The organism is Photorhabdus sp. RM71S (genome assembly GCF_042879355.1).
GTDB lineage: Bacteria > Pseudomonadota > Gammaproteobacteria > Enterobacterales > Enterobacteriaceae > Photorhabdus > Photorhabdus kayaii.
Window position 1 is genome coordinate 35597 of the sequence record NZ_JBHFKV010000022.1, and the last position, 24909, is coordinate 60505.

Annotated in this window: 21 protein-coding genes and 1 pseudogene; 7 read left to right on the forward strand and 15 right to left on the reverse strand. The window is 44.0% G+C overall.

Annotated elements, in window-relative coordinates:
- The first annotated feature begins 252 nt into the window (after window positions 1-252).
- The 3 genes and pseudogenes from ompC to ACGF5R_RS13050 form a co-directional block, all read left to right on the forward strand.
- Window positions 253-1428 (forward strand): porin OmpC, encoded by a 1176-nt coding sequence (gene ompC / locus ACGF5R_RS13040; RefSeq protein ID WP_387691178.1) that lies wholly within the window; start codon window positions 253-255, stop codon window positions 1426-1428.
- 234 nt (window positions 1429-1662) lie between these two features.
- Window positions 1663-2853, forward strand: coding sequence for an amino acid aminotransferase (locus ACGF5R_RS13045; RefSeq protein ID WP_112876538.1), 1191 nt, complete (start codon window positions 1663-1665; stop codon window positions 2851-2853).
- Window positions 2854-2988: 135 nt separating this feature from the next.
- A pseudogene (locus tag ACGF5R_RS13050) lies at window positions 2989-3093 on the forward strand (VOC family protein); the annotation flags it as partial.
- Between the two features lie 67 nt (window positions 3094-3160).
- On the opposite strand, the gene ACGF5R_RS13055 reads toward ACGF5R_RS13050, so the two are convergent.
- From ACGF5R_RS13055 to ACGF5R_RS13070, 4 genes are all read right to left on the reverse strand, one after another.
- Entirely contained in the window at window positions 3161-3808 is a 648-nt protein-coding gene (locus tag ACGF5R_RS13055; RefSeq protein ID WP_112876539.1) for an MBL fold metallo-hydrolase, read from the reverse strand.
- Window positions 3809-3853: 45 nt separating this feature from the next.
- Window positions 3854-4402, reverse strand: coding sequence for a DUF882 domain-containing protein (locus ACGF5R_RS13060; protein WP_387691180.1), 549 nt, complete (start codon window positions 4400-4402; stop codon window positions 3854-3856).
- 78 nt (window positions 4403-4480) lie between these two features.
- Window positions 4481-6205 carry a L,D-transpeptidase gene (gene ldtD, locus ACGF5R_RS13065; protein ID WP_387691182.1) on the reverse strand — a complete coding sequence of 575 codons (1725 nt, stop codon included), beginning with the start codon at window positions 6203-6205 and terminating at the stop codon, window positions 4481-4483.
- A gap of 316 nt (window positions 6206-6521) precedes the next feature.
- Window positions 6522-7196 (reverse strand): TetR/AcrR family transcriptional regulator, encoded by a 675-nt coding sequence (locus tag ACGF5R_RS13070; protein ID WP_112876542.1) that lies wholly within the window; start codon window positions 7194-7196, stop codon window positions 6522-6524.
- Between the two features lie 160 nt (window positions 7197-7356).
- Between ACGF5R_RS13070 and ACGF5R_RS13075 the strand changes: the two genes are divergently transcribed.
- Window positions 7357-8670, forward strand: a complete 1314-nt coding sequence (locus tag ACGF5R_RS13075; RefSeq protein ID WP_112876543.1) for an NAD(P)/FAD-dependent oxidoreductase — start codon at window positions 7357-7359, stop codon at window positions 8668-8670.
- A 674-nt stretch (window positions 8671-9344) separates the two neighbouring features.
- On the opposite strand, the gene trbB is transcribed toward ACGF5R_RS13075, so the two are convergent.
- The 11 genes from trbB to ACGF5R_RS13130 all read right to left on the reverse strand — a co-directional run bounded on the left by trbB (window position 9345) and on the right by ACGF5R_RS13130 (window position 20891).
- Window positions 9345-10460, reverse strand: a complete 1116-nt coding sequence (gene trbB, locus ACGF5R_RS13080; protein WP_205072933.1) for a P-type conjugative transfer ATPase TrbB — start codon at window positions 10458-10460, stop codon at window positions 9345-9347.
- Between the two features lie 37 nt (window positions 10461-10497).
- On the reverse strand, window positions 10498-11595 hold the full coding sequence (locus tag ACGF5R_RS13085; protein WP_112876545.1) for a type II secretion system F family protein: 1098 nt from the start codon (window positions 11593-11595) through the stop codon (window positions 10498-10500).
- Window positions 11596-11601: 6 nt separating this feature from the next.
- The gene (locus ACGF5R_RS13090; RefSeq protein WP_387691184.1) at window positions 11602-13158 is read right to left on the reverse strand and encodes a GspE/PulE family protein; all 1557 of its coding nucleotides are present in this window, start codon (window positions 13156-13158) and stop codon (window positions 11602-11604) included.
- Window positions 13159-13180: 22 nt separating this feature from the next.
- The gene (pilP, locus tag ACGF5R_RS13095; protein WP_387691186.1) at window positions 13181-13723 is read right to left on the reverse strand and encodes a type IV pilus biogenesis protein PilP; all 543 of its coding nucleotides are present in this window, start codon (window positions 13721-13723) and stop codon (window positions 13181-13183) included.
- The gene (pilO2, locus tag ACGF5R_RS13100) at window positions 13710-15011 is read right to left on the reverse strand and encodes a type 4b pilus protein PilO2 (RefSeq protein ID WP_387691188.1); all 1302 of its coding nucleotides are present in this window, start codon (window positions 15009-15011) and stop codon (window positions 13710-13712) included. The genes pilP and pilO2 overlap by 14 nt, the downstream gene beginning before the upstream one ends.
- 3 nt (window positions 15012-15014) lie before the next feature.
- Window positions 15015-16634 carry a PilN family type IVB pilus formation outer membrane protein gene (locus ACGF5R_RS13105; protein WP_112876549.1) on the reverse strand — a complete coding sequence of 540 codons (1620 nt, stop codon included), beginning with the start codon at window positions 16632-16634 and terminating at the stop codon, window positions 15015-15017.
- A gap of 4 nt (window positions 16635-16638) precedes the next feature.
- Entirely contained in the window at window positions 16639-16980 is a 342-nt protein-coding gene (locus ACGF5R_RS13110; RefSeq protein ID WP_112876550.1) for a toxin co-regulated pilus biosynthesis Q family protein, read from the reverse strand.
- An 87-nt stretch (window positions 16981-17067) separates the two neighbouring features.
- On the reverse strand, window positions 17068-17592 hold the full coding sequence (locus tag ACGF5R_RS13115; protein WP_112876551.1) for a hypothetical protein: 525 nt from the start codon (window positions 17590-17592) through the stop codon (window positions 17068-17070).
- 67 nt (window positions 17593-17659) lie between these two features.
- Window positions 17660-19246, reverse strand: a complete 1587-nt coding sequence (pilV, locus tag ACGF5R_RS13120) for a shufflon system plasmid conjugative transfer pilus tip adhesin PilV (RefSeq protein ID WP_387691190.1) — start codon at window positions 19244-19246, stop codon at window positions 17660-17662.
- A gap of 109 nt (window positions 19247-19355) precedes the next feature.
- Window positions 19356-20153, reverse strand: coding sequence for a prepilin peptidase (locus ACGF5R_RS13125; protein ID WP_387691192.1), 798 nt, complete (start codon window positions 20151-20153; stop codon window positions 19356-19358).
- Between the two features lie 165 nt (window positions 20154-20318).
- Window positions 20319-20891 (reverse strand): type 4 pilus major pilin, encoded by a 573-nt coding sequence (locus ACGF5R_RS13130; RefSeq protein ID WP_112876554.1) that lies wholly within the window; start codon window positions 20889-20891, stop codon window positions 20319-20321.
- Between the two features lie 957 nt (window positions 20892-21848).
- Here ACGF5R_RS13130 and ACGF5R_RS13135 point away from each other — a divergent pair.
- From ACGF5R_RS13135 to ACGF5R_RS13145, 3 genes are all read left to right on the forward strand, one after another.
- Window positions 21849-22298: a phage tail protein gene (locus ACGF5R_RS13135; protein ID WP_112876555.1), complete on the forward strand. Its 450-nt coding sequence runs from the start codon at window positions 21849-21851 to the stop codon at window positions 22296-22298.
- Window positions 22299-22402: 104 nt separating this feature from the next.
- Window positions 22403-23467 carry a phage tail sheath family protein gene (locus ACGF5R_RS13140; protein ID WP_387691194.1) on the forward strand — a complete coding sequence of 355 codons (1065 nt, stop codon included), beginning with the start codon at window positions 22403-22405 and terminating at the stop codon, window positions 23465-23467.
- A gap of 11 nt (window positions 23468-23478) precedes the next feature.
- Entirely contained in the window at window positions 23479-24858 is a 1380-nt protein-coding gene (locus ACGF5R_RS13145; RefSeq protein WP_112876557.1) for a phage tail sheath subtilisin-like domain-containing protein, read from the forward strand.
- Window positions 24859-24909 lie beyond the last annotated feature (51 nt).

Genomic DNA, 24909 nt, shown 5'->3' on the forward strand with positions numbered 1-24909 from the left:
CCACTTTTTGATCAACTGGACCAACCAGAGATTAAAAAATAATCTCATATTTACATTTTGAAACACTTTGTTTCACATTTTTACTAAATTTTCTTTTTTATAGCATTTTGTGAGTGGATAAAAATAACAACCAATGAAACACTTGACAGCGAAACAGACGACACTAAACTCTCACAAATAGTTCCGTAGATTTTTAAAGAATTATTTTTGGCAGTGGCAGGTGTCCGAATAACACCAATGAGGGTAATAATAATGATGAAACGCAATGTTCTTGCAGTAGTAATCCCAGCTCTGTTAGCTGCTGGCGCAGCAAATGCGGCTGAAATTTATAACAAAGACGGCAACAAACTGGACCTATACGGTAAAGTTGAAGTCCAGCACAAATTCGCTAACAACAAAAGCGGCGAAGATGGCGATAACTCCTTCGCCCGTCTGGGTTTCAAAGGTGAAACTCAAGTTAATGACCAACTGACCGGTTTTGGCCGTTGGGAATACAATATCAAAGGTAACCGCGCAGAAGGTACTGACGAAGAAACCAAAACGCGTTTAGCTTTCGCTGGGTTGAAACTGTCCGACTACGGTTCAATGAACTATGGCCGTAACTACGGTGTGGTTTATGATGTCAACGCTTGGACCGATGTGTTGCCAGTATTCGGTGGCGACTCAATGGCGCAGACTGATAACTTCATGACTGGCCGTTCTACTGGTCTGTTGACTTACCGCAATACCGATTTCTTCGGTTTAGTTGATGGCCTGAACTTTGCTCTGCAATATCAGGGTGAGAACAGCAACAACACGGCTAATAGCCGTGCTGATCGTAAGGATAATGGTGAAGGTTACGGTCTCTCTGCAACTTATGACGTAGGTTACGGTATTAGCGTCGGTGGCTCGTACTCTAATTCTGCTCGTACTTCTGCGCAAAAAACTGCTTTTAGCATTGTTGAGGAAAAAGGGAAAAAAGACAAACTTACTGGCTCTACTGCCTTGGGTGATCGCGCTGAGTCATGGAACATTGGCGCCAAATACGATGCCAACAACATCTACTTGGCTGCCATGTACGGTGAAACCCGTAATATGACTCGTTTCGGTGGAAATGTTGACGGTGTAAACTGGGAAAGTATCGCTAACAAAACCCAGAACATCGAATTGACCGCCCAATATCAGTTCGACTTCGGTTTACGTCCGTCTCTGGCATACGTTCAGTCCAGAGGTAAAAATCTGTTCGGTGACCTCGGTAATGACGAGAAAGAATCCGACAATCACGATCTCGTAAAATATATCTCGGTCGGTACTTTCTACTACTTCAACAAAAACTTGACTACCTATGTTGATTACAAAATCAACCTGCTGGATAGCAATGAATTCACCAAAGCAACGGGTATCAGCACTGACAACGTTGTTGGCGTAGGTATGGTTTACCAATTCTAATTACCGTTGGTAAATTAGATTTAGCTGAACAAGTTAAGCATCATTAAGAGAAAGCAGCGCTTAGGTGCTGCTTTTTTAGTCTTGTGTTTTCTCTCTACTATTCCAACTTTTTCTCACTCCGCAAACTGCCTCACAAGATTATCTTCTTTTTACGACAAATAGTTGGCAAACTGTTTCAGCGACGTTACCCTGACTGCCCTTTTGGGCTTAACTCTGAGCTTTGGAATCAAAAACATGTTTGAGAAAATCACAGCAGCGCCTGCCGACCCTATTCTTGGCTTAGCCGATAGTTTCCGTTCTGATCCTCGTACAAATAAAATTAACCTTGGTATCGGTGTCTATAAAGATGAAACAGGAAAAACCCCTATTCTGACCAGTGTTAAAAAAGCTGAACAATATTTACTGGAAAACGAAACAACAAAGAATTATCTGCCAATTAGCGGCTTAGCTGAATTTGGCCGCGTAACTCAGGAATTACTGTTTGGCAAAGATCACCCAGTCGTCACAGATAAACGCGCCCGCACGGCACAAAGCCCAGGCGGTACAGGTGCTTTACGTATTGCTGCGGATTTCATTGCCAAACAGACTAATGCTAAACGCATTTGGATTAGCAACCCAACCTGGCCAAACCATAAAAACGTTTTTTCCGCCGCCGGCTTGGAAGTCTGCGAATATAAATACTATGACGCTGAAAAACACGCACTGAATTTCGAAAGCATGCTGGCAAGCTTGTCTGAAACTCAGGCAGGTGATGTTGTTTTGTTCCACGGTTGCTGCCACAATCCGACGGGCATTGATCCAACCCCGGCACAATGGGCTAAGCTGGCAGAAATGTCTGCGGAGAAAGGCTGGTTGCCTATTTTTGATTTCGCTTATCAAGGGTTTGCTAAGGGCCTGAATGAAGATGCAGAAGGCCTACGTATTTTTGCGAAAAATCATAATGAACTGATCGTTGCCAGCTCTTACTCCAAAAACTTTGGCCTGTACAATGAACGTGTTGGCGCCTGTACTATTGTTGCTAGTGACAGTGATACAGCAGAAAAAGCATTCAGCCAGGCAAAAGCGATTATCCGTGCGAACTATTCTAACCCACCCGCTCATGGTGCATCTGTTGTCACTACCATTTTGTCAAATGAAGATCTGAAAGCAGCTTGGGAACAGGAACTAACCACCATGCGCGAACGTATCCAGCGCATGCGTCAACTGTTTGTCAATACCTTGCAGGAAAAAGGGGCAAAACAGGATTTCAGCTTTATTATTAGCCAAAATGGTATGTTCTCATTCAGTGGGCTGACAAAAGAACAAGTAGAACGTTTGCGTGAGGAATTTGGTATATACGCTGTCAGTTCCGGTCGTATTAACGTCGCTGGTTTGACGTTGGAAAACATGGCTCCATTATGTGAAGCCATTGTTGCAGTACTCTAAGTTAACATTTACCTTACTATATTTACTTTACTCTGAAAAAGTCGCTGAATTTCAGCGGCTTTTATCGTTCAAAAGACTCGACATCCGACACAATTGCGATATTAATCTTATTAGATGCATCAAAATGAAGTTGAAATCCTTGAAGGGCCGGTTAAACATACCGGAGTAAACGGAGCTATTATGTCCATTTATTTCCGTGATCCGGATCAAAATCTAATTGAAGTCTCCAATCAGTTATAGTTGCCATCAAACAACTATCAGCCAGCCCTCAGATTGACACTATATTGAATATAAACGCTACGCCACATCACCAGCCTGGTACTTCATCCTGTAAAAATGGATTAGTCTGCCGCTCATGACCTAGCGTCGACATTGGTCCGTGCCCCGGAATAAATTCATAATCATCACCAAGTGGCAAAAGTTTATCTTTAATTGAGTTAATTAGCTGCCGGTGATTACCGCGTGGAAAGTCACTACGCCCAACCCCTCCTTTAAATAGAACATCTCCCATATAAATCAGCTTATCTACATGATTCACAAACACAACATGCCCTGGTGTATGTCCCGGACAGTGCAATACAGATAAATCAACGCCCCCCACCCGCAGCTCATCACCTTCATTTAACCAGCGATCAGGTTCAAATGATGGACATTCTTCAATGCCAAACATCCGGCTTTGAGCTTGCAAGCCTTCGATCCAGAAAGCATCTTCCTGCTGTGGCCCGTAGACCGGCACATTAAAATGTTCAGCGACCTCCGCTGTTGCACCAACATGGTCAAAATGACCATGAGTCAATAAAATCTGAGTCAATTTCAGACCACGACGTTCTATCTCGGCGATCAGTTTTTCTGCTTCACCACCCGGATCAACAATTGCCGCTTCCTTACTCTCTTCATTCCAAATAAGGGTACAATTCTGCATAAAAGCAGTAACAGGAATAATTTGGTATTTCATTATTTCATTTACTCCATAGTCAAAACAAAATAGTTACTCACCAGATTACCACGTCCTGACGGGACCTGTATCAATATGAACGAAATTACTATGTGGATAGTATCCTACCCCTCCCGCTTTCATTTTCAGAGCAGCCTTGCAGATACGACTAAGCTCAATACCTTCAATATGAAAATCCATCGCCCGCCCGCGAGTATGGTAACTCTGTTTAGCCACGCCTTTACTTTGCTTGCGCAACTGATTGTTGGTTACCAGTGAACGGTAACCAGAAATGAGTTGTACAGGCTTATTAATCCCTATCATCATTTGCAGCAAATAAATCTGATCAAATAATTTAGGATCAATAGTCTTAACTCTATTTTGACGGTAATCTCGAAACAGATGATCCAAACGGGCCAGCTCTTCTTTGTTGTAACGATAACCGTCAAAAAATTCAGCTTTAATCGTTTCACCCGTATGTAAGTTATCAAAACGTAAAATTCGTGGGCGTGGAGTGGCCAGAGTCGCAAAAGTATGCCCCGGCAACAAACTCAAGCCTAAAGCAGCGGCTCCCACACTAAGCCACTTGCGGCGATTATGATCGATTATATCCATGAAGAAACATCTACCCAAATTATAGAAAAAATAGGCCAACTGGTCACTATGACAATTAATAACAAAAATTAGTTGCATTTAGTTTTGTAAAGGTAACAACTTTGACAAAAACTGGGTACCTTGTCTCACACTATTGTCGTAGTCATAAATATCGGTACGGTACTGAGGTACCCCCTGCTCATCTACCCAAGCAGTTAAATAATGCAAATAAACTGGAATACGCTGTGGGATGTTAACATAAACGGTATTACCCTGTTTCAGGGTATTATTCACTTTACTCTGATGCCAACCTACATCTTCCAATAACATACTTGCTAATTCTGAAGCCTTGTTAACCCGCACACAACCAGAGCTGATCGCTCTAATGTCTTTGTTAAACAGGTTATGGTTCGGCGTATCATGCAAATAGATAGCATCAGAATTTGGCATATTAAATTTATAACGGCCTAATGAATTAGTCGGCCCCGGAGCTTGCCATATTCGATAAGGAAAGTTAGCAGGCGTAATCACGTTCCAATCAATAGTGTAAGGGTCGATGACACTGGCATCAGCACGCCAATTTGAAAAGATAACGTATCCTCGCCGTTGAAAATATCCGGGATCATCAACCGCCCGTGGTGCGATATCTTTTCTTGCCAGGCTAGTTGGCACACTCCAGGGAGGATTAATCACCACACTATTCAACACACTACTCATAATGGGTGTCTTACGGCTTGGGCGACCAACGATCACTTTCGAGTCCAATACTTCCTGATCATTAAGATAATAATGCAATGAATAATCGGGAATATTGACCATAATTCCTGTGGACACATATCCTGGGATAATACGTAAACGCTGGATATTAAGCGCCATCAATCCTGCTCTGGTTTGAGGCGAAGTATTTAGCCAATCTCTTGTGCGTTTACCGATTACACCATCCGGCACCAACCCTTGCCAATGCTGGAAATTTCTTACCGCAGTCACCAGTTCAGGATCATAGATATTATCTGATTGAGTTGTCAGTTCGCTCAACATACCAAGACGAATAAGTATTTCCTTCAACACAGCGACATCAGCGCTACTCTGTCCCGGTTTTAGCGCACTTTTGTCAGAAAGCTGTGGCCACAGTTTACTATCAGCCAGTTGTTTCATCATCTCCTTGCGCATATTTTCATATTGAGGATGGTGTGGTGCCAGTGCTGCGACATAAGCGGCCACATTGTGACCGATAATAGCTTGCTGCCACTGATCTATAACGACTGGTGAAGGTAATACAATTTTGTATGGTATTTTGTATGGTATAGTGCGATAGAGCCAGCTTTGGCCCTGATGGCCGACATCTGAGACAAATTGTAAATAACCTAGCATAGCATCCGATAAGATGAGATCACGTCCCATCTGACTCAATTGAGCATCATTGAGTTCAATCAGCCATTGACCAAATTGCGGCTGAAACCCAGCCAAAGCCAGTTCTGAAAGTTGTTGTTCAAAGCGTTGAACCGCGAGTTTATCTTGCCACAAAGGTTGCATCTGGTTAGAGGAGTACAAACTAACCAATCGATCAAAGAAAACGGGCTTAATTTGTGCTGGTATCCAACTTCGCAGCATCTCACGGCGTTCTGTTTCTGAAATTGTAGCAGTTTGAATTTGTACTTGTTCAGGTGTTGTTGTCTCAGATATCTTTTCAATCTGCATTTTTGGCAGATTTTGAATATCACCTTCAATAAGCCTATTCTGATGATTAGCTAAAGCATATCCAGCTATTATCGATGTGCTACAAATAACCGAAATACACAGTGGCTTTATCGCTCTTTTTACCATATCAACATACCCACCTTCATAACATTCTCATGAGTTAATTTTAATTATGACAAATTCAAACTCTAATCAAAGAAAAACAACAAGTTATTTACATTGTAAACTATTTACTTACAAAGGGAATATAATAAGCCATCACCAACCAAGCCAAAAAGACGCCAAAGCATTTCGTCTATATCCAAGGCATTCAAACCGCTTTCTTAATCCAGCAGAAAGACCTACCTGATAACAGGCAGGCCCTTAATTCAACGCTATTCCTATGATAATTTCTGAACAATAATTTCTGATTTACTACATCTGGTTTACTACAGCGCGACTATCATGATGAAGAAGTGCTATCACATGAGGAAGTACCATATGCAGCGAGAAATGACTGAACAGCGATGGCAATTCGCTGAGATTGCTCCTCTGGAGTAGGTAAACCAATGCCCAAAGTAGCCTTAAGCCTTGGCGTTCCAATGATGCCATCGATAAACACCTCTGCGGAGATTTTCGGGTCTACTATGTTCAATTTTCCCTCCTTCATCTTTCGCACCAGATATTCGACAAGAAAATCTACTATCTTTTTGACACCCTTTTCATAATAGATTTTACCTAATTGCGGAAAACGTTGGGCCTCCAGAGTGACCACCCGGTAATTTGCAATCATTGTTTCTGAAAGAATTACCGTGAAAATTTCCTCTGCAAAAATGGTTAATGCTTTCCCAATATCTGGCTCGGGATTCATGGTCTTGTCCAGACCGCCCTCAACTTCTTCTATTCTCTGCTTAACAACAGCGACTAACAGCTCTTCTTTAGAAGGAAATCGACTATAATAGGTTCCCTTCGAAGCATTAGCACGTTTCGCCATCTCATTGATACTGGCACCATCAAAACCCCGTTCTGCAAATACCTGAGCAGCAATCTTTAACAGCTCGTTAACTCGTTCTCCTGAAATTCTAGAGTACGAACGGGTTCTTTTGTGATCTGTTTGGGCTTTAGGTGTATTTGTCATGTAAAAAACCTAAATTTTTATTGGTACCGAACGGTACGGTATACTATTATTAAGACTATAGCAGTAACACAACCGATGGCTGTGATCAAATGGTCCTGGCCAGCTACAGTCACCATGATTCTTTCAGAATCACATCGTACTACTTATGGAGAAAAAAGAAATGAACGTTGGAATAATTGGTTCAGGGATTGGTGGAGCATGCCTGGCACATGGCTTGCGCAAAAACGGAATAAAAGTGAAAGTCTATGAACGAGGTTCTGCTACATCATCCATACTTCCCGGTTATGGAATTTACGTCGATACATTCGGCCAGCAAGCAATGCAGGAATGCCTCCCAGAAACCAACTGGCTAACCTTTAAAAAGATTTCAAAGCCTGTTGGTGGACAGACAAGATTCTATGATGAACATCTACGTCTTCTTCTCTCAGCTCAGAGAGATATTCATCAGGAGGATGGACAGATCATTACCGAAGATCGGATGTCAATCAGCAGATCTGAACTTATAGAAGTACTAAACGAGGGGCTCTCAGATACCGTTCAATGGAACAAAACGTTCGAGCGTTATGAACACATGCAAAACGGTAAAGTCAGGCTTTTTTTCACTGATGGAAGTCACGAAGATGTTGATGTTCTTATTGGTGCAGATGGAAGCAATTCAAAAGTACGCAAGCAGTACCTCCCCGCGATAAAAAGGCTTGATATTGGTGTCACCCTCATCGTTGGCCGTGTACGCCTTACCCCGGCTCTTGCTGCCTCATTGCCGCAATATTTGCTAGATGGATCACCCAACAATATCGTGCCTAAAAGGCCTGGAGGGTTGTTTGTCTCCCTATGGCGTGCTCCGATCAATACTCAAGTAAAGGCCACATCGACAGAAATTGGTGATTTTGTCATGTGGGCCTATGCAACAGCAACGAATAGCTATCCGAATGCGATTACTGATTTTCCTGCTGAATCTCTGTGTAATCTGATCCGCTCCCATATTGCTTCATGGGATCCAAACCTGCATACCCTGATTAAGCAGAGTGATATGGAAAACATCTCTGTGATTCCGTTACGCAGTATGGAGCATCTCTTACCCTGGCGTTCCAGTGCTGTCACTCTACTTGGCGACGCTATTCACAACATGACGCCAATGGTAGGAATGGGAGCAAACATAGCGCTTCGAGACGCACTTTTACTCACACAGACGCTAACTCGCGTAGCATCTGGTCATGAAAACTTAATCAAGGCGATTTCAGATTATGAACAACAAATGCGGACATATGCTAATGAGGCCGTTGAGATTTCGTTACGTGCCGCGCTAAATGCAGCCGATCGCTCAATGATCAAGCGAATACTGTTTCGAACTGTACTTCGGGTTGCACAAACTTTACCGCCAATAAAGCGAGTGCTATTCCCGATAACAAAATCTGCGCAACACCAGGGAAAAATAAAATTAGGTACTACACATTCTCTTAGTAGTACGCAATAAAGAGGCTTTCACTTTACCTCCAGATAATTTAAATGAACGATTAGCAAAGAATTTGCGGTAATATTGCGTCGGCTCAAGAATAGAGTCTGGTTTTGGTAAACCGGTGAGAATTTCTTTTTGAAAAATAAAGACTTAATCAGGGAGATACGATTATTTTCTATCGAATCGACCGTAAGATTTTTGTCTAAAAAAATAATAAAAATCCATGCCCGGATTATTTGGCAGATTTTTGCCAAATTTACATAGCCTTAACTCTGTATTATCCGGGCTACAAAATATTAAGGGAATTATGTGTTTTTTAACCTATTAATTCTGTCATTTATAATATCTAGATAATTCATTAGCAATTAATAAAAACAATTAAAATCATACAATAAAATGTAAGTAAATTATTTTAACCAATAAAACAGAAACCCTTATTAGTTTCATTTCATTACATTTAATTCTCTGAGAGTCTGTACATAATTCACAGTATTTTTACACTTAAAATTCAATTATCATCCTTAGCCACAAACATCAATATTCAACAGCATTTAATTATTTAACCTAGAATATCATCATCTTAAAAATAACAAATATTCAATTAATAGAAGAAAATAATTAATTATAAATAGATTTGTTATCATTATTATATTCTCATCATCATTTCCAGAATTATTTATAACATCACACCTTTAAATACGTGGTTTGAATTCACAATACCCATTACTCTGTAAACATAAAACATTCATATTGTAACGACCATTCATAAACCCGGAAACTTCACAAATTTCTGTCACCATTCTTCCCGGTTCCATTGCGATCTTTTCTATTACCACCACCAAATTCACACTTTTGGCGATCATCCAACCGATAGTATCAGGAGTAAAACCCTGTGCAGTCTCATCTTCATAAATGTAATGCGCCAGTTTTTGTAGCCCCTCTTCAGATGAATTAGCATGCATGGTTGTTACCCCTCCAGGGTGGCCGGAATTCCAGCTCTTGAGCAAAGTATAAGCTTCACCGCCGCGAATCTCCCCCACTACAATACGATCTGGACGCAAACGCATCGTAGTCCGCAACAAACGACGCATATCCACATCCTTACTGGTGCGTAACAGCGCTCGGTTAGCATTGTTAAGCTGTAATTCCATCGTATCCTCAATCGCCACGATACGATCATGCGGGCATTGCAGGCTAATCTCGTGCAAAATAGTATTAGCCAGCGTCGTTTTCCCACTGCCGGTCCCCCCAACGATTAGAATATTCTTACGCATAACCACGGCTTCGCGAATTGCTTCAATGGGATGTTCAAAACTGCGTTTATAGCTCGCTATCCCGGATACCAACCGCATGGCGGTAAAGCCTATCGGTTTAATAATGCCGCTTTTGCGGTAATCAGACAGCGATAATACCACCGGAGAGTGTTTACGAATGGCAATAGTCGGAGCATTTGCCAACGGAGGCAAAACACCGGCAATACGAGCACTCCCCAACGGAAATTCCCCTTCAATGAGGCCCATATCAGTCCCAATATCCGATTTTTGCAGTGCTACCGAAATCAGTAAAATCCGCTCTGTCGCCTCTGCCGGAAAATCAGATTGTGCTTCACTCATGCCTTGGTTATACGATTCAATCCACAGTTTTCCATCAGGATTAATCATGATCTCCACCACGTCTTTGTCATCAAGCGCTCGGAGGATAATCGGTCCGCAAGCTTTTCTCAGCTCATTCAACACTTTATCACGACATACGCTGCCTGTTCCTTGAATTTCACTGATTCCAGCTTCAATGTTCTGCCTGATTTTCATCGTTAATCCCAACATTAAGTATTGCCTATTGGAACCGCTAAACAGATGGCATAGATAACGACTGTTCAATAGCGTTTTCAATGCCCGATACCGCCGTAACCACCAGCATCAACATGCCACCAATCATAAGAATTGAAGCCAACAGAAATCCACGCGTCACTATCTGAACCTTAACTATCGTTTCATCCAACCAGTGCCGTGCAAACTTCGCCATTGATTGATCAAAACCCTGCAATCGTGACAATAACCTCAAATAACTGATCGCCTCGTCATCCGGGAAACGGTAACCGGTATCGCGCAATGCCTCACCAAAACCAGCCCCCATTGAAATATGTTCGAGCGTAGCCGCGATTCGCACATACAACCAACGGGACCCCGCCTGTTCCAACAGCAACTCCAGCGCCGATTGCAACATCATCCCTGAACGGATTAGTAACGACACATTCAGTATGAACATACTGCCATGAATGGTTCTGTACAGTGACCACGGCGGAAACCGGTCAAGCACCGTTCGCAGTCGCCCCCCCAAAAAAGACAGTGATAACAACAATAGAATGATCAATATCATCAAAAATATCAGCGAATAAAATCCATAATCGTTGACAAATGTTCCCATCAAATAAAGGGTATAAGCCGCCCCATCCCATGTTTCCGGCTTAGAAACAGCGGCCAGTTTGGGCACCAAACTACCTGCCACAATATGCAGCAATACACATATCATCCCAATAAGTATAAGTGGATAAATAGATGTACCAATCACAGCATTGCGGATCTTGCTGCCCGCCTCGATCATGGCGATCGCATCCATAAAAGCGCTACGTATGTCACCGGAGCGCTCACCCGCAGCAATCACCGCGACTTCATTGGGACCAATCCATCGCTGTAAACTCTCCGCCAAAGTACTGCCCTGACTGACAGATTCATAGCAACTACTCAATACCAATGCACAACCATTGTTGGGTTTATGGCCTTCGTTGCTGGCAATATTATACATTTCACGTAATGCATCAATCAGCATGATACGATTTTCCAGCATCATGATCAGATGCCCGTAAAAACGAATACGCGCTTTCTTACCAAACTGGATCTTCGCTAATCGATAGTTCAGTCTTTCAACAAAATCGGTCATGGACATAGCGTTTCACTCTATTTGATGGATAGCAGGAATAATCGGCCCCATCACACGTTCTGCGGCACGGGGATCGATTATTCCGTCATTTATTTTGCGAATAAGTGCGTCGATCTTGCTTAATCCCGCCATCTCCGAGATCCAATATCGAGTCGCTTCGTGATGGTGGCCCATTCGATAAGCTTGCATTAAGCCAGGGGAAGTGCGTATCACTTCAGCGACTACTGTTCGGCCCAAGGTGCCGCACTGTTTGCAATGGTCACAACCTTCCCCCTGTAGATAAACCGACTCCGGCTGACAATAAAGATTTAGTCGTTTCAACAGACGCCCGGAGACTTCTTGCTCATGCCCTCGCAGGGGAACTTTACAATGAGGACATAACACCTGAATCAGCGCCTGGCTAACCAAACCAATCACCAGCCGCGAATCTATTAATAGCGACTCCATCACAGCCTCATCCTGCAAGCGGGGCAAGATCGCTAAAGCATCGTTTGCATGTATCGTGGTCCAAATAAGATGGCCGGTCATTGCTGCACGAAATGCCATCTTTGCAGTCACTGCGTCGCGTATCTCACCGACCATAATCACATCAGGATCGAGTCGCATTGCATCAGCAATTGCCATCGCCCATTCCTGTTCGACAATGATGCTATCACCTCGATCTCCGGTTATAGGGGATTGATTAGCGCCTTCAATTTCATATTCGGGTGGATCTTCAAGCGTGAGCAGATGGATGCCAGCTTGCTCAGCTATCATCTTCTGCATCACCACTTTCAAAGTAGTGCTCTTTCCGCTACCGGTCGCACCAGACAAAAGAACCACACCGGCCCGATGCTCCATAAGCTCTTCCAGTATCTGACACTGTTCCGGCAAATAGCCGAGATCGCTTAAGGTGCACACCGTACCGGGGCTGTCCGCATACAACAATCGCAGTACCATCAACATGCCACGATCAAGTGGACGAGTATTAATACGCGCCCCGGAAAGTCCGCATTCGGCCAGAAACTCATCTTTCATTCGCGCGCGCTGCGCCTGCATCGGTTTAAAAGTTGGCTCTGCCACGTCACACATACTTTGATAGATAGTCGCGCATAATCGTAACCCTTCTTCTGGCCGCAGTTGTCCTATAGACCGCAAATAACCATTAATACGGCAACGGATTTCACAATAATTACGGCGAGCAACGATATGCAAATCTGACGCACGTTCCTCAGTCGCTTCGCCGATTAAGTGAATGATATAACGCTGAACATCCGATTCAGTCCCTCCCAGTCCATGGCTCTCGCTCTTACTGAGACGGTACAACTCCAATATGCTCCCCATGCCACAAGTGACAATCTGATAGATAAGACCATGCCTTTTAACCGTCTCTTCATAGGCCAGCACATGGGGATCAAGCCGATGGGAGGCAGACACGGCAAGTACGCATTGCCCCTTCTGCTGAGGTAACTCAACAAGACATATCAAACTGCGGTTAGCTAACTCTATTTCAAGTGCGCCGCTCAAGGCAGATAAAACTTTTGCCCCCTGCCTGACCATACACAACAGATCGGAGCATGTTATTTCCATAAATATCTTCACCCATCAGTCATTAACGGCTTAACGGCAGCGGCGGCGCAACCATCAAGTCAAGGCCATCCAGCAACGATGCATCATTGGTAGCAGTAAGACCTACCTCATAAAATCGTCCCTGTTTGGAGAAAGTCACGACCCCGGTATCAATGCGGACCACTTTATAACCATTCGGCAACTGTTCACCTGCTTTCACATCCATGATACCGCCTGAACGAAGCCGGAGCGTAGCAGTCAGAACCCCATTGCGCCCGAAGATTGACTTAACCAAAGGCAGGCCATTATTAACGGCATCTCTTTTATTCACCATTCTGGAAATTTTATCGAATTCAGCCTGAGCATTTGCCCTTGCGGTTTCAGCTTTAAGTAACATCAAATCCGTCTGTAACTTTTCCAGTTGCGCAGCAACGCTGTCAGTCGTTGCCGCTGGCAATGCAGGCTTCTGTACAACATGGCGCTTCGCCTGAGCTGCCGGTAACTCAGTAGGTGATGTTTGCGCATATGTCGGGGAAAATACCGACACCACAAATAGACTGATTATAAGCTGGCTAATTTTTTGCATAGAAAACTCCACTCAGCTTCCACTCAGGAAAACCATCAGATAACACAATTCTGGCACTGGTCACTCTCAATCCGGGGAGCGGCTTACCTGAAAACAGTGCATCTGGCGCTAATTGAGAAGTCAGTGTCCAGTTATAAGTCTGCCAGTCAGGATTGGCCCACACGTGTGTTTCGCCTTCCGGCAAAGGGGGCGGAGGCGGCGGTAAAACGGAAGCTTCCTCAGTCAAAGTTGGAGGGGGCAAACCTAGCGCCTGAAAATAAGACATCAGCTCAACCAGCGCCTGATCCGACGACTGCAACACATCGTCATTGTTTTCCTGATCATGATCCTGAGACGGCTCAAACGGTATCAATACCTGTGCCTGCTCCCCACCATTGGAAATCACCGGGCCAGCCCGGAAAATATTAATAGCAGCAACCTGGAAGATATTGATCGGCATCCCATCATGACGTTGATAACTCACAGAAACCGCATTAGCATCCAGCATAATGACTTCAATCTGCCAACCCGCGAGCGATAAGGGAACCTTGGCTAAAGCTTTATTCCATGCAGAAAACTGCCATTCCATTGTTGGCTGTGCCAGCCACGGATGCGGCGGTGGAATTTCCACCACCTCATTGGATAAATCCGGTACCCTTATTTCTGTATTCTGCTTATAGATGTGCCACATCCACCAACCACCAGCTAATAAGAACGCAGTACCTGCGGTCATGGCAAAGACCTTAATCTGGTACTTCGACATTTCGCCGGTTAAACTCTCAAGCTGACCAACCGATTTTTTCAATGCGGACTGCGGTAACAGTTGCGCCAATGGTACCTCCAACCACGGCGATTCAAACTCCTTCGGCGCATAAATCGCATTCCACATCCCATTGGCGCCCTCGACCAACTGCACCGTATCACGCAATTTCGCTTCGATTTCTTCACGAGTGCCGATCAAATCACGTCCAGCCATTATCGCGCCCCGATGTACCGCTACCAATGCATAATGTCCATCAGGCAAATGAAACGCACCTATCCAGTTAGGTTTATCCACCGCTTTAGCCAGAACGGCCGCCAATGAATAACACCCCGGTACTCCTGCTTCCTTTGGTACATACCCGACCTGTATACTTCGTCCAACACGATGTCGGACAGCCAAGGTAAACCCTGCGGCAATCCCATTTTTACGTATGTGAGAACGTGTTAACACAGTGACAGGCGGTCGCCAGATAATGCCTGCGACCAAAGTCTTACCATATAGCTTGATTTGCATAGTGCGCTCCGCGCCTGTTTCAGTCTGGGTCATTTTTTAATCTACCACTATAGGAGTAATCATGACTACGATCACATTATGGTTTCTTTTGCCCTGACGGCTCCCACCCAAGAATTGATTATCCGGGCTACCCAAACCACTACGATCACTGTCATCTGACTGCTGCTCGAACCCTGATAGCACCAGAGTTTCACCTGAATGTAGTCTCACCTTCTGACTGAATGCGCGTAAATCTATTGTCGGCAACTGCACCTGACCGGTCTCTTTCTCGCCGAATTTCTCCAGCCTCTTTAAATCGCTCAAACTAATGTTGTACTGCAACAATATTTGCTTGTCGGCCATTGCATAAGGCAGCATCAACATATTAAAACCCGTCGTCACTGTCGCAGGCTCGATCCCTACTGAAATGCCAACTTGTGGCGTCGAGGTACTAGAAGTTGATGAAACATAACCGGTCTGCGTTGCAACCTGCATCGGTACCGCCTGCAAATTCAGTGTAGTCACAGAAGGTTGAGTCACTATAGAGACTTTGCCTTGGGTCGATAACGCCTTGATCAGTAAATTACTGTCACTAAATGGCCCCTTAAGAATATGAATATTAGTACTGATATCACGCCCCTCAGTAACACCACTGCCCGCACCACCCACGCCTATATGAGCGTCTTTATAGGCCAGTGACCAATCAACGCCATACTGATCAGCCCTATCGAACGTCAGGTTAAGGATCTTGACATTAAGCACCACCTGCGTTGTCAATAATTTGTTCTGCTGATCAATATAATCCTTAATTCTATCGAGTACCTCAGGTGAGTCAGTTACCACCAATGATGCCGTCGCCATAGACAAAGTTAACTTACCTTCACCAGGCGTTAGCATATTTGACACCGCTTTTTGGATCTCATCCATAACCGAACGGGTCAAAGAAGTCGCGAGAGTTTGGGAACTACCGCTGTTACCGTTACCGCTATCGCTTCCATTTAAGCCACCGCCGAACGTTGCATTGGTCGTCGCTGTCACGCTGGAAGATAATGCATCCGTACCCGGCAATGCATATATTTGAAACACTCGCGTCTCTGTTTTGAAAATATGCACTGCTCCATTGTGTACTTTCCAATGCAATCCTGACGACAAAATGGCCGAATCAAGCAAACCTGCCAAGGAGCCATGCCAATTCACGTTTATTTTCATCTCTTCTGGCTCACCGCCTTCAGATACTGACTGCGCGTTCGAATTGGCAACAACAACCTCCTGACCATTTTCTTTCACCTCCGATGCCAAATCCGATACCGAACTGGAAGACACTGCAAACCGTGCATCAGCACTGATCAACACCGGCACGCCACAGATACGCTTGATCTTTTCCGCAAACTGACTCAGCGTCATCGGCTCAGCTTCCTCCAGAGTCAACATGCAAGAAACAGTTTCACCCTCCTTCTTTGATGGAATCTCCTTGGTTGATACCCAATAACCATGCTCGTGAACATGCACCGCCGTCATGGCGGCAGTATTGCGTAACTCCTTAATAATACTGGTAGCATTTGCCATCTCAACATCTGCCTGCCGATCAACATTAGAGATTGCTGCACAACCTGCCAAGCCAGTCACTATATAGGGCAGCAATATCAATCTGGAAAACGTCAAAAACTGGATATGCATGTTATTACCCCTGAGCCTGTACATGAACAAGCCGCTGTTCCTGATAAATATCGACAACGAAAGGCCGATTCGCCATCGCGTAGGCTTCGAACAGCTCGCTTACCGCATGGATAAAGGTGCCATTAAAACGCAGACTAGCTCGGATAGGGAAATCATAGGAAGCATCCCATACCACCTGGTAGCCAGACCTACTAGCCCACTCTTGTGTAACATCACGCAGAGTTTGTCCCGGAGTTGCTGTCCATACCGCTGCCACAGGAACGGGTGTACGCATCGGTGTTGCATAAACGGCGACACTTGACATACAGACAAGTACCGTAAAAACATATGTGATTATTTTGTTCATCGATCTTTCCAAAAAGAAAAAAAGTAAGCCAAACAACCTATTAACAAAGCCCAGTGACCCGAAGAAATCCCGCTTGCGAAACAACAACTACAATATTTCCACCAGCGCTCCGTCAGATACAAACTTCCGAACATCATCCGGTAATTGTCTGGCAAGCAGACTCTCTACCCGTTTTCCTCTACCGTCGATAAGTCTGGAACCATACTTAAAACCAATCTGATCGGGTTCAGCACTCCATTTAAGCAATTCACCGAAAGTGCCATGCAATAACCCATTGTCGCCGGAGAGGCTATTTTTGCGGAAAATATAGACATGAGCCCCTGAAATAAATCCCCCCCAGAGACACTGACTGGCAGCGTTGTCACACCAGGCATCGGTATTCACCCACGTCATATGTAGAGTGGTCAATGCCTGCTGCATCTTGCGACTCTTGATCACGCCAACGGAATGATTATTAAGCAATTGCACACCGGCTGAAGCATAGCTACGAAACAGCGCGGCTACATCAGTCTTGGCGCGCACTGACTGCACACGCACTTCATACAACAACTCACCAAAAATCAGTTGCATGATAAATACGATGGCAATCCCAACAATCGCTAATGGCCACATTTATGTTCTCCTATTACTCTAGATTGGTTAATGCCAAATCATCAGATACACAAGATGTTGTTGCTCATCAGTTATGACTTCTCAAAATATGGGACCTGTTTTTAGAAGAATGGAACACGCTGGCAATATTATATTTGCGATGTGGCCCAGCAATGAATGTCACTATGCAAGTTCTCGTATTCTGTAGATTTACATTGGAACTTGCTTCTGGATCATCCACCAGCCCAGATCGTTGAAAAACAAGCGGCAAATCAGATTCCTGGCTGTTGCCATTTTTATCCGCTTCATACACCGCCAACACGCAACGCATACGATAGTTATTAGAAATCGGAGGTGTAGAGACGGTGACTAACACAGGGGCATTTGAATTGTTAAAAAAAGGCCGACTCCGACTGTTTGCTTTACCGCCACCGCTAACATAATAGGTGCCTGTCTTACTTGTTATCCCTGACGACATTCCCGATGCAAGCCAATAGCCACTGCTGATTACCGTTTGATTTGCCAATAACCGCCTGCTTCCACTCGCATCTCTCCATTCCAAATCTGACTTATCAACATTAATTCCCTGACACACCAGCAGTTCCCCCTGCTTGCTCATGGACAGGTTACCTAACGCAGGGCACTTGCCGCCGACAAGATTTCCAGTTTGAGTGTTTATCACTAAATTATTGCCAACAACGACGTTCTTATCTGCATGAATATCACCGGCAGCCAAAGTACCTTTACTACCGGGATTGGCATTACCATCAAGAATAAACAACGTGCCATGCTCTGGATTGACAACCACTTCACCGTCGCTATTTTGTTCAATATAGGAGGGTTTTCCCTGAGAGCGGGAAGAAAAGGCGATCTTATTCACACCATTAACCATGCCGGGGCCTTGCATCGACAGCATACCCACCTGCTCAAGACCATTACCGCCCATATTGATGCTGGTCTCCATCCTATTCCACTCTGGATGCCCGCCTATTTTTTGTCGATGAAGCAAGTCGCCCGCCAATGTCCCTGGGCCATAGATTGACGCATCCCGCATGAACGGAGCATAAAAAATACGGCCAATTTCCTTGGGTTGTTCATTGAAAAAACCAGCAAAAGATCCAGGCGTATTGACCTGACCATAACTATTCCAATAAGTGGCCGGATTACGATGATCCCGATTTCCGTAATCCAGATACAGGCCACCAACCCCAATCAATTGCGCAATCCTCATCGAATGTTTAGCAACATTTGGCTGTTTTCCATTAGCCACTACCGGAACGGTATAAATCAACGGATCAATACGTTTTTTGCCATTAGGCAGCATGACAACACGTAATACGCCATCATATTTCTGACCCAGCGGATTGACCGTATTCTGGTCAAGCCCCGGCGGTAAATAGGGGGTTACCTCTGCCCAATTAATTGGTGCTGGAGTGGGTCCACGACTTAGAGCGACGTAATTGTCATTAACATAATCCACCACCGCATCACCAAGATGTTGGATCTGCCCGGCGACTACCTGGTTCACCAGCATGTCACTCTGTCTGTTTAGATAAACCACACCAACCACCATCATTGATGCCAGTACTATCAGTGCAACAGTCACTTCCAGCAAAGTGAAACCTGCATCATGGCGGCTTATCATCAATCCAGATACAGACTCATCATCATGCATAAATAGTCCTTCTTAATAATAAGTAAGAAAATTTACTCCATCCGATAAACTATTTACCCCAAAAGCGATCCCGCCCAAGGGAACTACACTGCGGCTCACTCATGCCTGACTACCTATTGAAAAGCGCCATAATAAATCCAGCCACGGCCAGACCTGGGCCGAAAGGTATCTGTGGCGCCGCTCTCATTCTGCATAGTCGCCAAATCGTCAGATAACTTATTAGTGTGAAACTTGCTGCAAGCAAAATCATGAATGGGAGCGCTTCCACCCCCAACCAGGCGCCAAGCGCCGCCAGAAATTTAGCATCTCCCATTCCCAACGCATCACGCTGGACCCATCTCCGGGCAATCCACGCCACCAGCCTGAAAAACAGATATCCACAAACCGCACCACTGACGGCCAAAGGTAATGCCACAAATCCAGCAGAATGCAGATTGAACAGCAACCCTAGCCACAGCAACGAAAGCGTCAGTTGATCGGGCAGCAGCATATGTTCGAAATCAATGATCGCCAGTGCGATCAACATCGAACTCAGCACCAATAACCCTAACAACCCGTAACTCCAGCCCAACGCCAAAGCCAGTAAAGAAAAAAGTACCGCTACCGTGCCTTCAACCAGTGGATAGCGTATAGAAATCGTACCGTTACAGTACCGACAGAGCCCTTTCTGGTACAAATAGCTCAACAGGGGAATGTTATCGCGGGCCGCCAACACATGACGGCAACGTGGACAATGGGAACGGGGAAAATAGAGATTAAAGTCGGCAGCCTCATTATTGATCTCAGAGAAAATCATCATCGGCAGGCGATAGATCACCACATTAAGAAAACTTCCGACACACAACCCTAGCAACCCAGCCGCCAAGACCAGACATCCGGTAGAAGATTGCAACCACCCTATCATCATGATGATCTCCCGGCAGATTCAGCACACAACAAACCGCATTGGATAAGGGAAACAACAACAAAACCAAAGCCAGCGAAACCAGCTACTTCCCTCGCCAAAAAATGCAGCTTGAGAAGCCTTCACCAAGCCTGCCAAGCCACATATCACATCAAAACAATCAATGCCCTAACTGGCAGAAACAAGCGTCACGGTATTTGCATCATTGGCATTACATGCTGATTCAATTTGCGCCAAAGTCGAATCTGGTTTAATTTCCATGCCAGATTGCTGTCCTTTCCCACTTCCACCACCCACGGTCATTTTCGACCAACCCGCAACCCGCAATTTCAGCGAAAGTTGCTGGCAAGCCTCATCAGGAACATTTTGATACTCAATCTTAAAGGTCTGAGCGGTGGCATCGCCCGGAGAAATGATTACCTTGCCATTCCAACTATTAAAAATAATCCCGCTCTTACCATCCTGAGTCATATTGGCGGGAACGACTTTGTAATTAATGGCAATCTTGTTATCCAAACTGTCATAGCCTTTGGCGCCATTTTTAATTGACTTCAAATTTGCGGCCATCTGAGTAATATTCGACGATTCGGTTGAAATTTCCGAAGCCCGAAACAACTTACCAATCCCGGCTGCGGCTGCGGCCAATATCACAATGCCAACAATCATCACAACCAATGCTTCAATTAGCGTAAAACCCGATTGACACCTGGCGCTACGCAGTACATTGACTTTCTTGTTCATGCTAATCACTCCAAAATCAAAATAAGAGACGCATTACCACTCACATACTCACCAAATGAAATAAAATATTAACGCAATAATAACATACATAAAAATATTTAAAACATTTTAGTGTTTCGTGTTGAAATTAATTCTATGAGTTACAATTTTAAAAATAAAATTGTTTAAAACGTTCAAAAATCACACAAACGATCGTCAAAAACTATCAAATATTTTAATTTCAATCGTGAATATCGATTAAAATTGATAATATAGCCTATTAAAAAATCAATGAATTTTATTCTGTCAATTAGCTGCAAGTAACAATAAATAAATATTTTTTATATATTAAATTAATTTGTTGTTAAGACTTACTGTTGTACCGAGCCTGTCACAGATCACATTTTTGTAAAAATGGGGTATGCAAAACTGTCTTTTGCTAAGGAAAAATACCTTTCATTGACTCAGGCTTTTTAAACATGGACAGCGAATTTTTGCTAACTATCTATTGAGAAAGAAATAGGGAATTAAATACTCAATTAAAGCAAAATAATACCAACCTCATCTTTTAAATAACAGAACGAAATACACATAATGATCATAAGTTGATCAGATAAAAATATATAATTAGGTCGTTAATCCAGATAAATAGAAAATAACTCTATTAATTACCCTTCATGAATTACAAGAACAATATAAATATGTAGATATGTAACATCATTAATAAATTCATCTTGCGCTTCCTATTAATTAATGATACTCATAAAATAAAAATTATATGTATACCTTATCACCTATAATTTCACTATTTAACTACAAGTGATTTAAATAAATCACTAAACAAATATTTATCATGGATAATAACCTTTTAATTTCAGGTTGTTGCGGTAGCTATACCCATAATTCATGACTAATAAAAACAAAGTAAAAACACTTTATTAATATTTTAAATGTAAATAATAAACAAAGGAAAAAATCATGGCTATAACTCCAGAACAAATTGCTGTTGACTATCCCATTCCTGTTTATCGATTTGTTGTGTCGATTGGTGATGAGCAAATCCCTTTTACCAGCGTTTCAGGACTCGATATTTCCCATGATGTAATAGAGTATAAAGATGGCATCGGTAATTACTATAAAATGCCAGGCCAACGTCAGTCGATTAATATTACTTTACGCAAAGGTATATTCTCTGGCGATACCAAACTTTTTGACTGGATTAATTCTATTCAGCTTAATCAGGTTGAAAAGAAAGATATCGCTATTAGCTTAACCAATGACGCAGGTACTGAAATTTTAATGTCCTGGAACGTGGCAAATGCCTTTCCAACCTCATTAACCTCCCCTGCTTTCGATGCCGCCAGTAATGAAATTGCAATTCAGGAAATCACTCTGACAGCCGATCGAGTGACAATTCAAGCGGCCTAATCAGGCTGCCAATACGCCGACAAATGATCATTACAATGTATGAGTTCCGCTGAACTCATCATTCTGAAATTCATACAGAATATCGCATAATAATTGGAGGCAATATGCCAACGATACCAACCTATCCCGGTGTTTATATTGAAGAAGACGCCTCACTCGCACTCTCGGTTAGCTCAGGATCAACAGCAGTGCCTGTCTTTGCCGTTGCGAATGACAATGCATTTTTACCCACAGATACCCCTGCCCGTATTAATAGCTGGTTGGATTATTTGACACTAAAAGGTGAGCAATTTGATCCTAAAAATATCGTTGACGTTTCACTACGCGCCTATTTTATTAACGGCGGGGGATATGGCTATCTCATCAGAACTCAAGATTTAGAAAAACAGCTCCCAATACTTGACGATGTGACATTACTGGTTGCCGCCGGAGAAACCATCAACAATGCCGTCAGCACACTTTGCCAACCGGGCAAAGCCCTATTTGCCATTTTTGATGGCCCAACGGCCGCGTTAAAATCAGATGGCACATCCCGAGATAACTATGATCAAAACCCGTTTGCTGCCGTTTATTATCCCTGGCTAACAGCAGATTGGGCAACCGATACTCTCATTCCCCCAAGCGCTGCCATTGCCGGCATCTATTGCTCGGTTGACCGCTCCCGTGGCGTTTGGAAAGCACCTGCAAATGTCGTGTTACAAGGTGGGATGAAACCGATATTTAAAGTTACCGATGATTTGCAAGGCATCTATAACACCGGCAAAGCGATTAATATCATCCGCGAATTTCCGAATACTGGCGCCACAGTCTGGGGCGCCCGCACACTTGATGGCAGTGATCACTGGCGCTATATCCCCGTTCGTCGCCTGTTTAACAGCGCAGAACGAGACATTAAAAATGCCATGAGTTTCGCGGTGTTTGAACCTAACAGCCAACCCACTTGGAAAGCCGTTTATCGGGCTATCGATAATTATCTCTATGCCCTCTGGCAACAAGGCGGACTGATGGGCAACAAAGCCGAGCAGGCTTATTTTGTCCAAATCGGTAAAGGCATCACCATGACCGATGACGATATCAAACAAGGCAAAATGATTGTCAAAGTGGGTCTGGCGGCGGTTCGTCCAGCCGAGTTCATTATCTTGCAGTTCACGCAGGATATCGCACAATAATTGGAGGCAGAATGCCAACAACACCAACCTATCCCGGCGTCTATATTGAAGAAGATGCATCACTGGCGCTTTCTGTTAGCCAGGGAAATACGGCAATCCCGGCTTTTATTGGCCGTTTCTCACCGAAAAAAACCAGCACAACGCCACAAGCGACACGCGTTAGTAACTGGTTGGATTTCACTCAATTATTTAATGTGGGTTGTATTACCTCAATAACAATCAAATCAACTGCGTCTACGCCATCGTCTCCTAAAAAAGTGGACAGCAATACAGAAATTGCCGCCATAACCGATATCGCTCCTGATGCAGACGATACCGGCACAGATTACACTTACGAGGTGACTGTCGGTACTTACACAACGAGCAGTGATGCTTTAAAACTTTATTTTCAGAATGGCGGCGGACCTTGTTATATCCTGCCAATTACCGATACCCAAGATACGACTTTGGCATTAATCTCTGAGTTAATTAGGCAAGCTTTAGAAATCACTTTAATCGTCTGCCCTGAACAAGATTCTGATTACCAGAGCAAAATATATAACAGTCTGACACCTTCATTATTGAATGAGGGCTATTTCCTTATCGCTGACAATCAGGATAAAACATCCACCATCAGCGCTAACGTGCCTTCACAAACCGCAACCTATTATCCCGCAGTAAAAGTCTCACAACTTATTCAAGCAGAAGAGAGTGTAATAACCGTTTCAGGTTATGAAGATGCAACAACAAAACCAGATGCAGTCAAAAATCTGACACAACTCAAAGAGAAGAACAAAAATGTCCACCAGCAAGTCGTTGATGCAATAAATAACACCATAACATCTCATGACAACATCATTCCTGCCAGCGCAGTTATAGCAGGCGTATATTGCGCCACTGATGCCAACCGTGGCGTCTGGAAAGCACCAGCGAATGTTGTACTTAACGGGATTAGTGATGTGGCCGAACGGCTTACTGACGATCAACAAGGGGAGATGAATTCGAAAGGCATCAACGCTATTCGCTATTTCAGCCACCAAGGTTTTGTCGTCTGGGGCGCACGTACTCTGCAAAACGATGACAACTGGCGCTACATTCCAGTTCGGCGTTTATTTAATGCGGCAGAACGGGACATCAAGCAAGCAATGCGATTTGCCATCTTTGAACCCAATAGCCAACCCACTTGGGAACGAGTCCGGTCAGCCATTGACAACTATCTCCATCAACTTTGGCAGCAAGGAGCGTTAGCGGGGAACAAACCACAAGAAGCCTATTTTGTCCAGATTGGTGAAAATATCACTATGTCCGATGCGGATATTAAACAAGGGAAAATGATCGTCAAAATTGGTATAGCGGCGGTACGCCCGGCTGAATTTATTATCCTCCAGTTTAGCCAAAATGTAGCCCAGTAACCGTACCGAGACGCGGCTTAACACCGCGTCTATTCAGCCATTTGAGGAGAC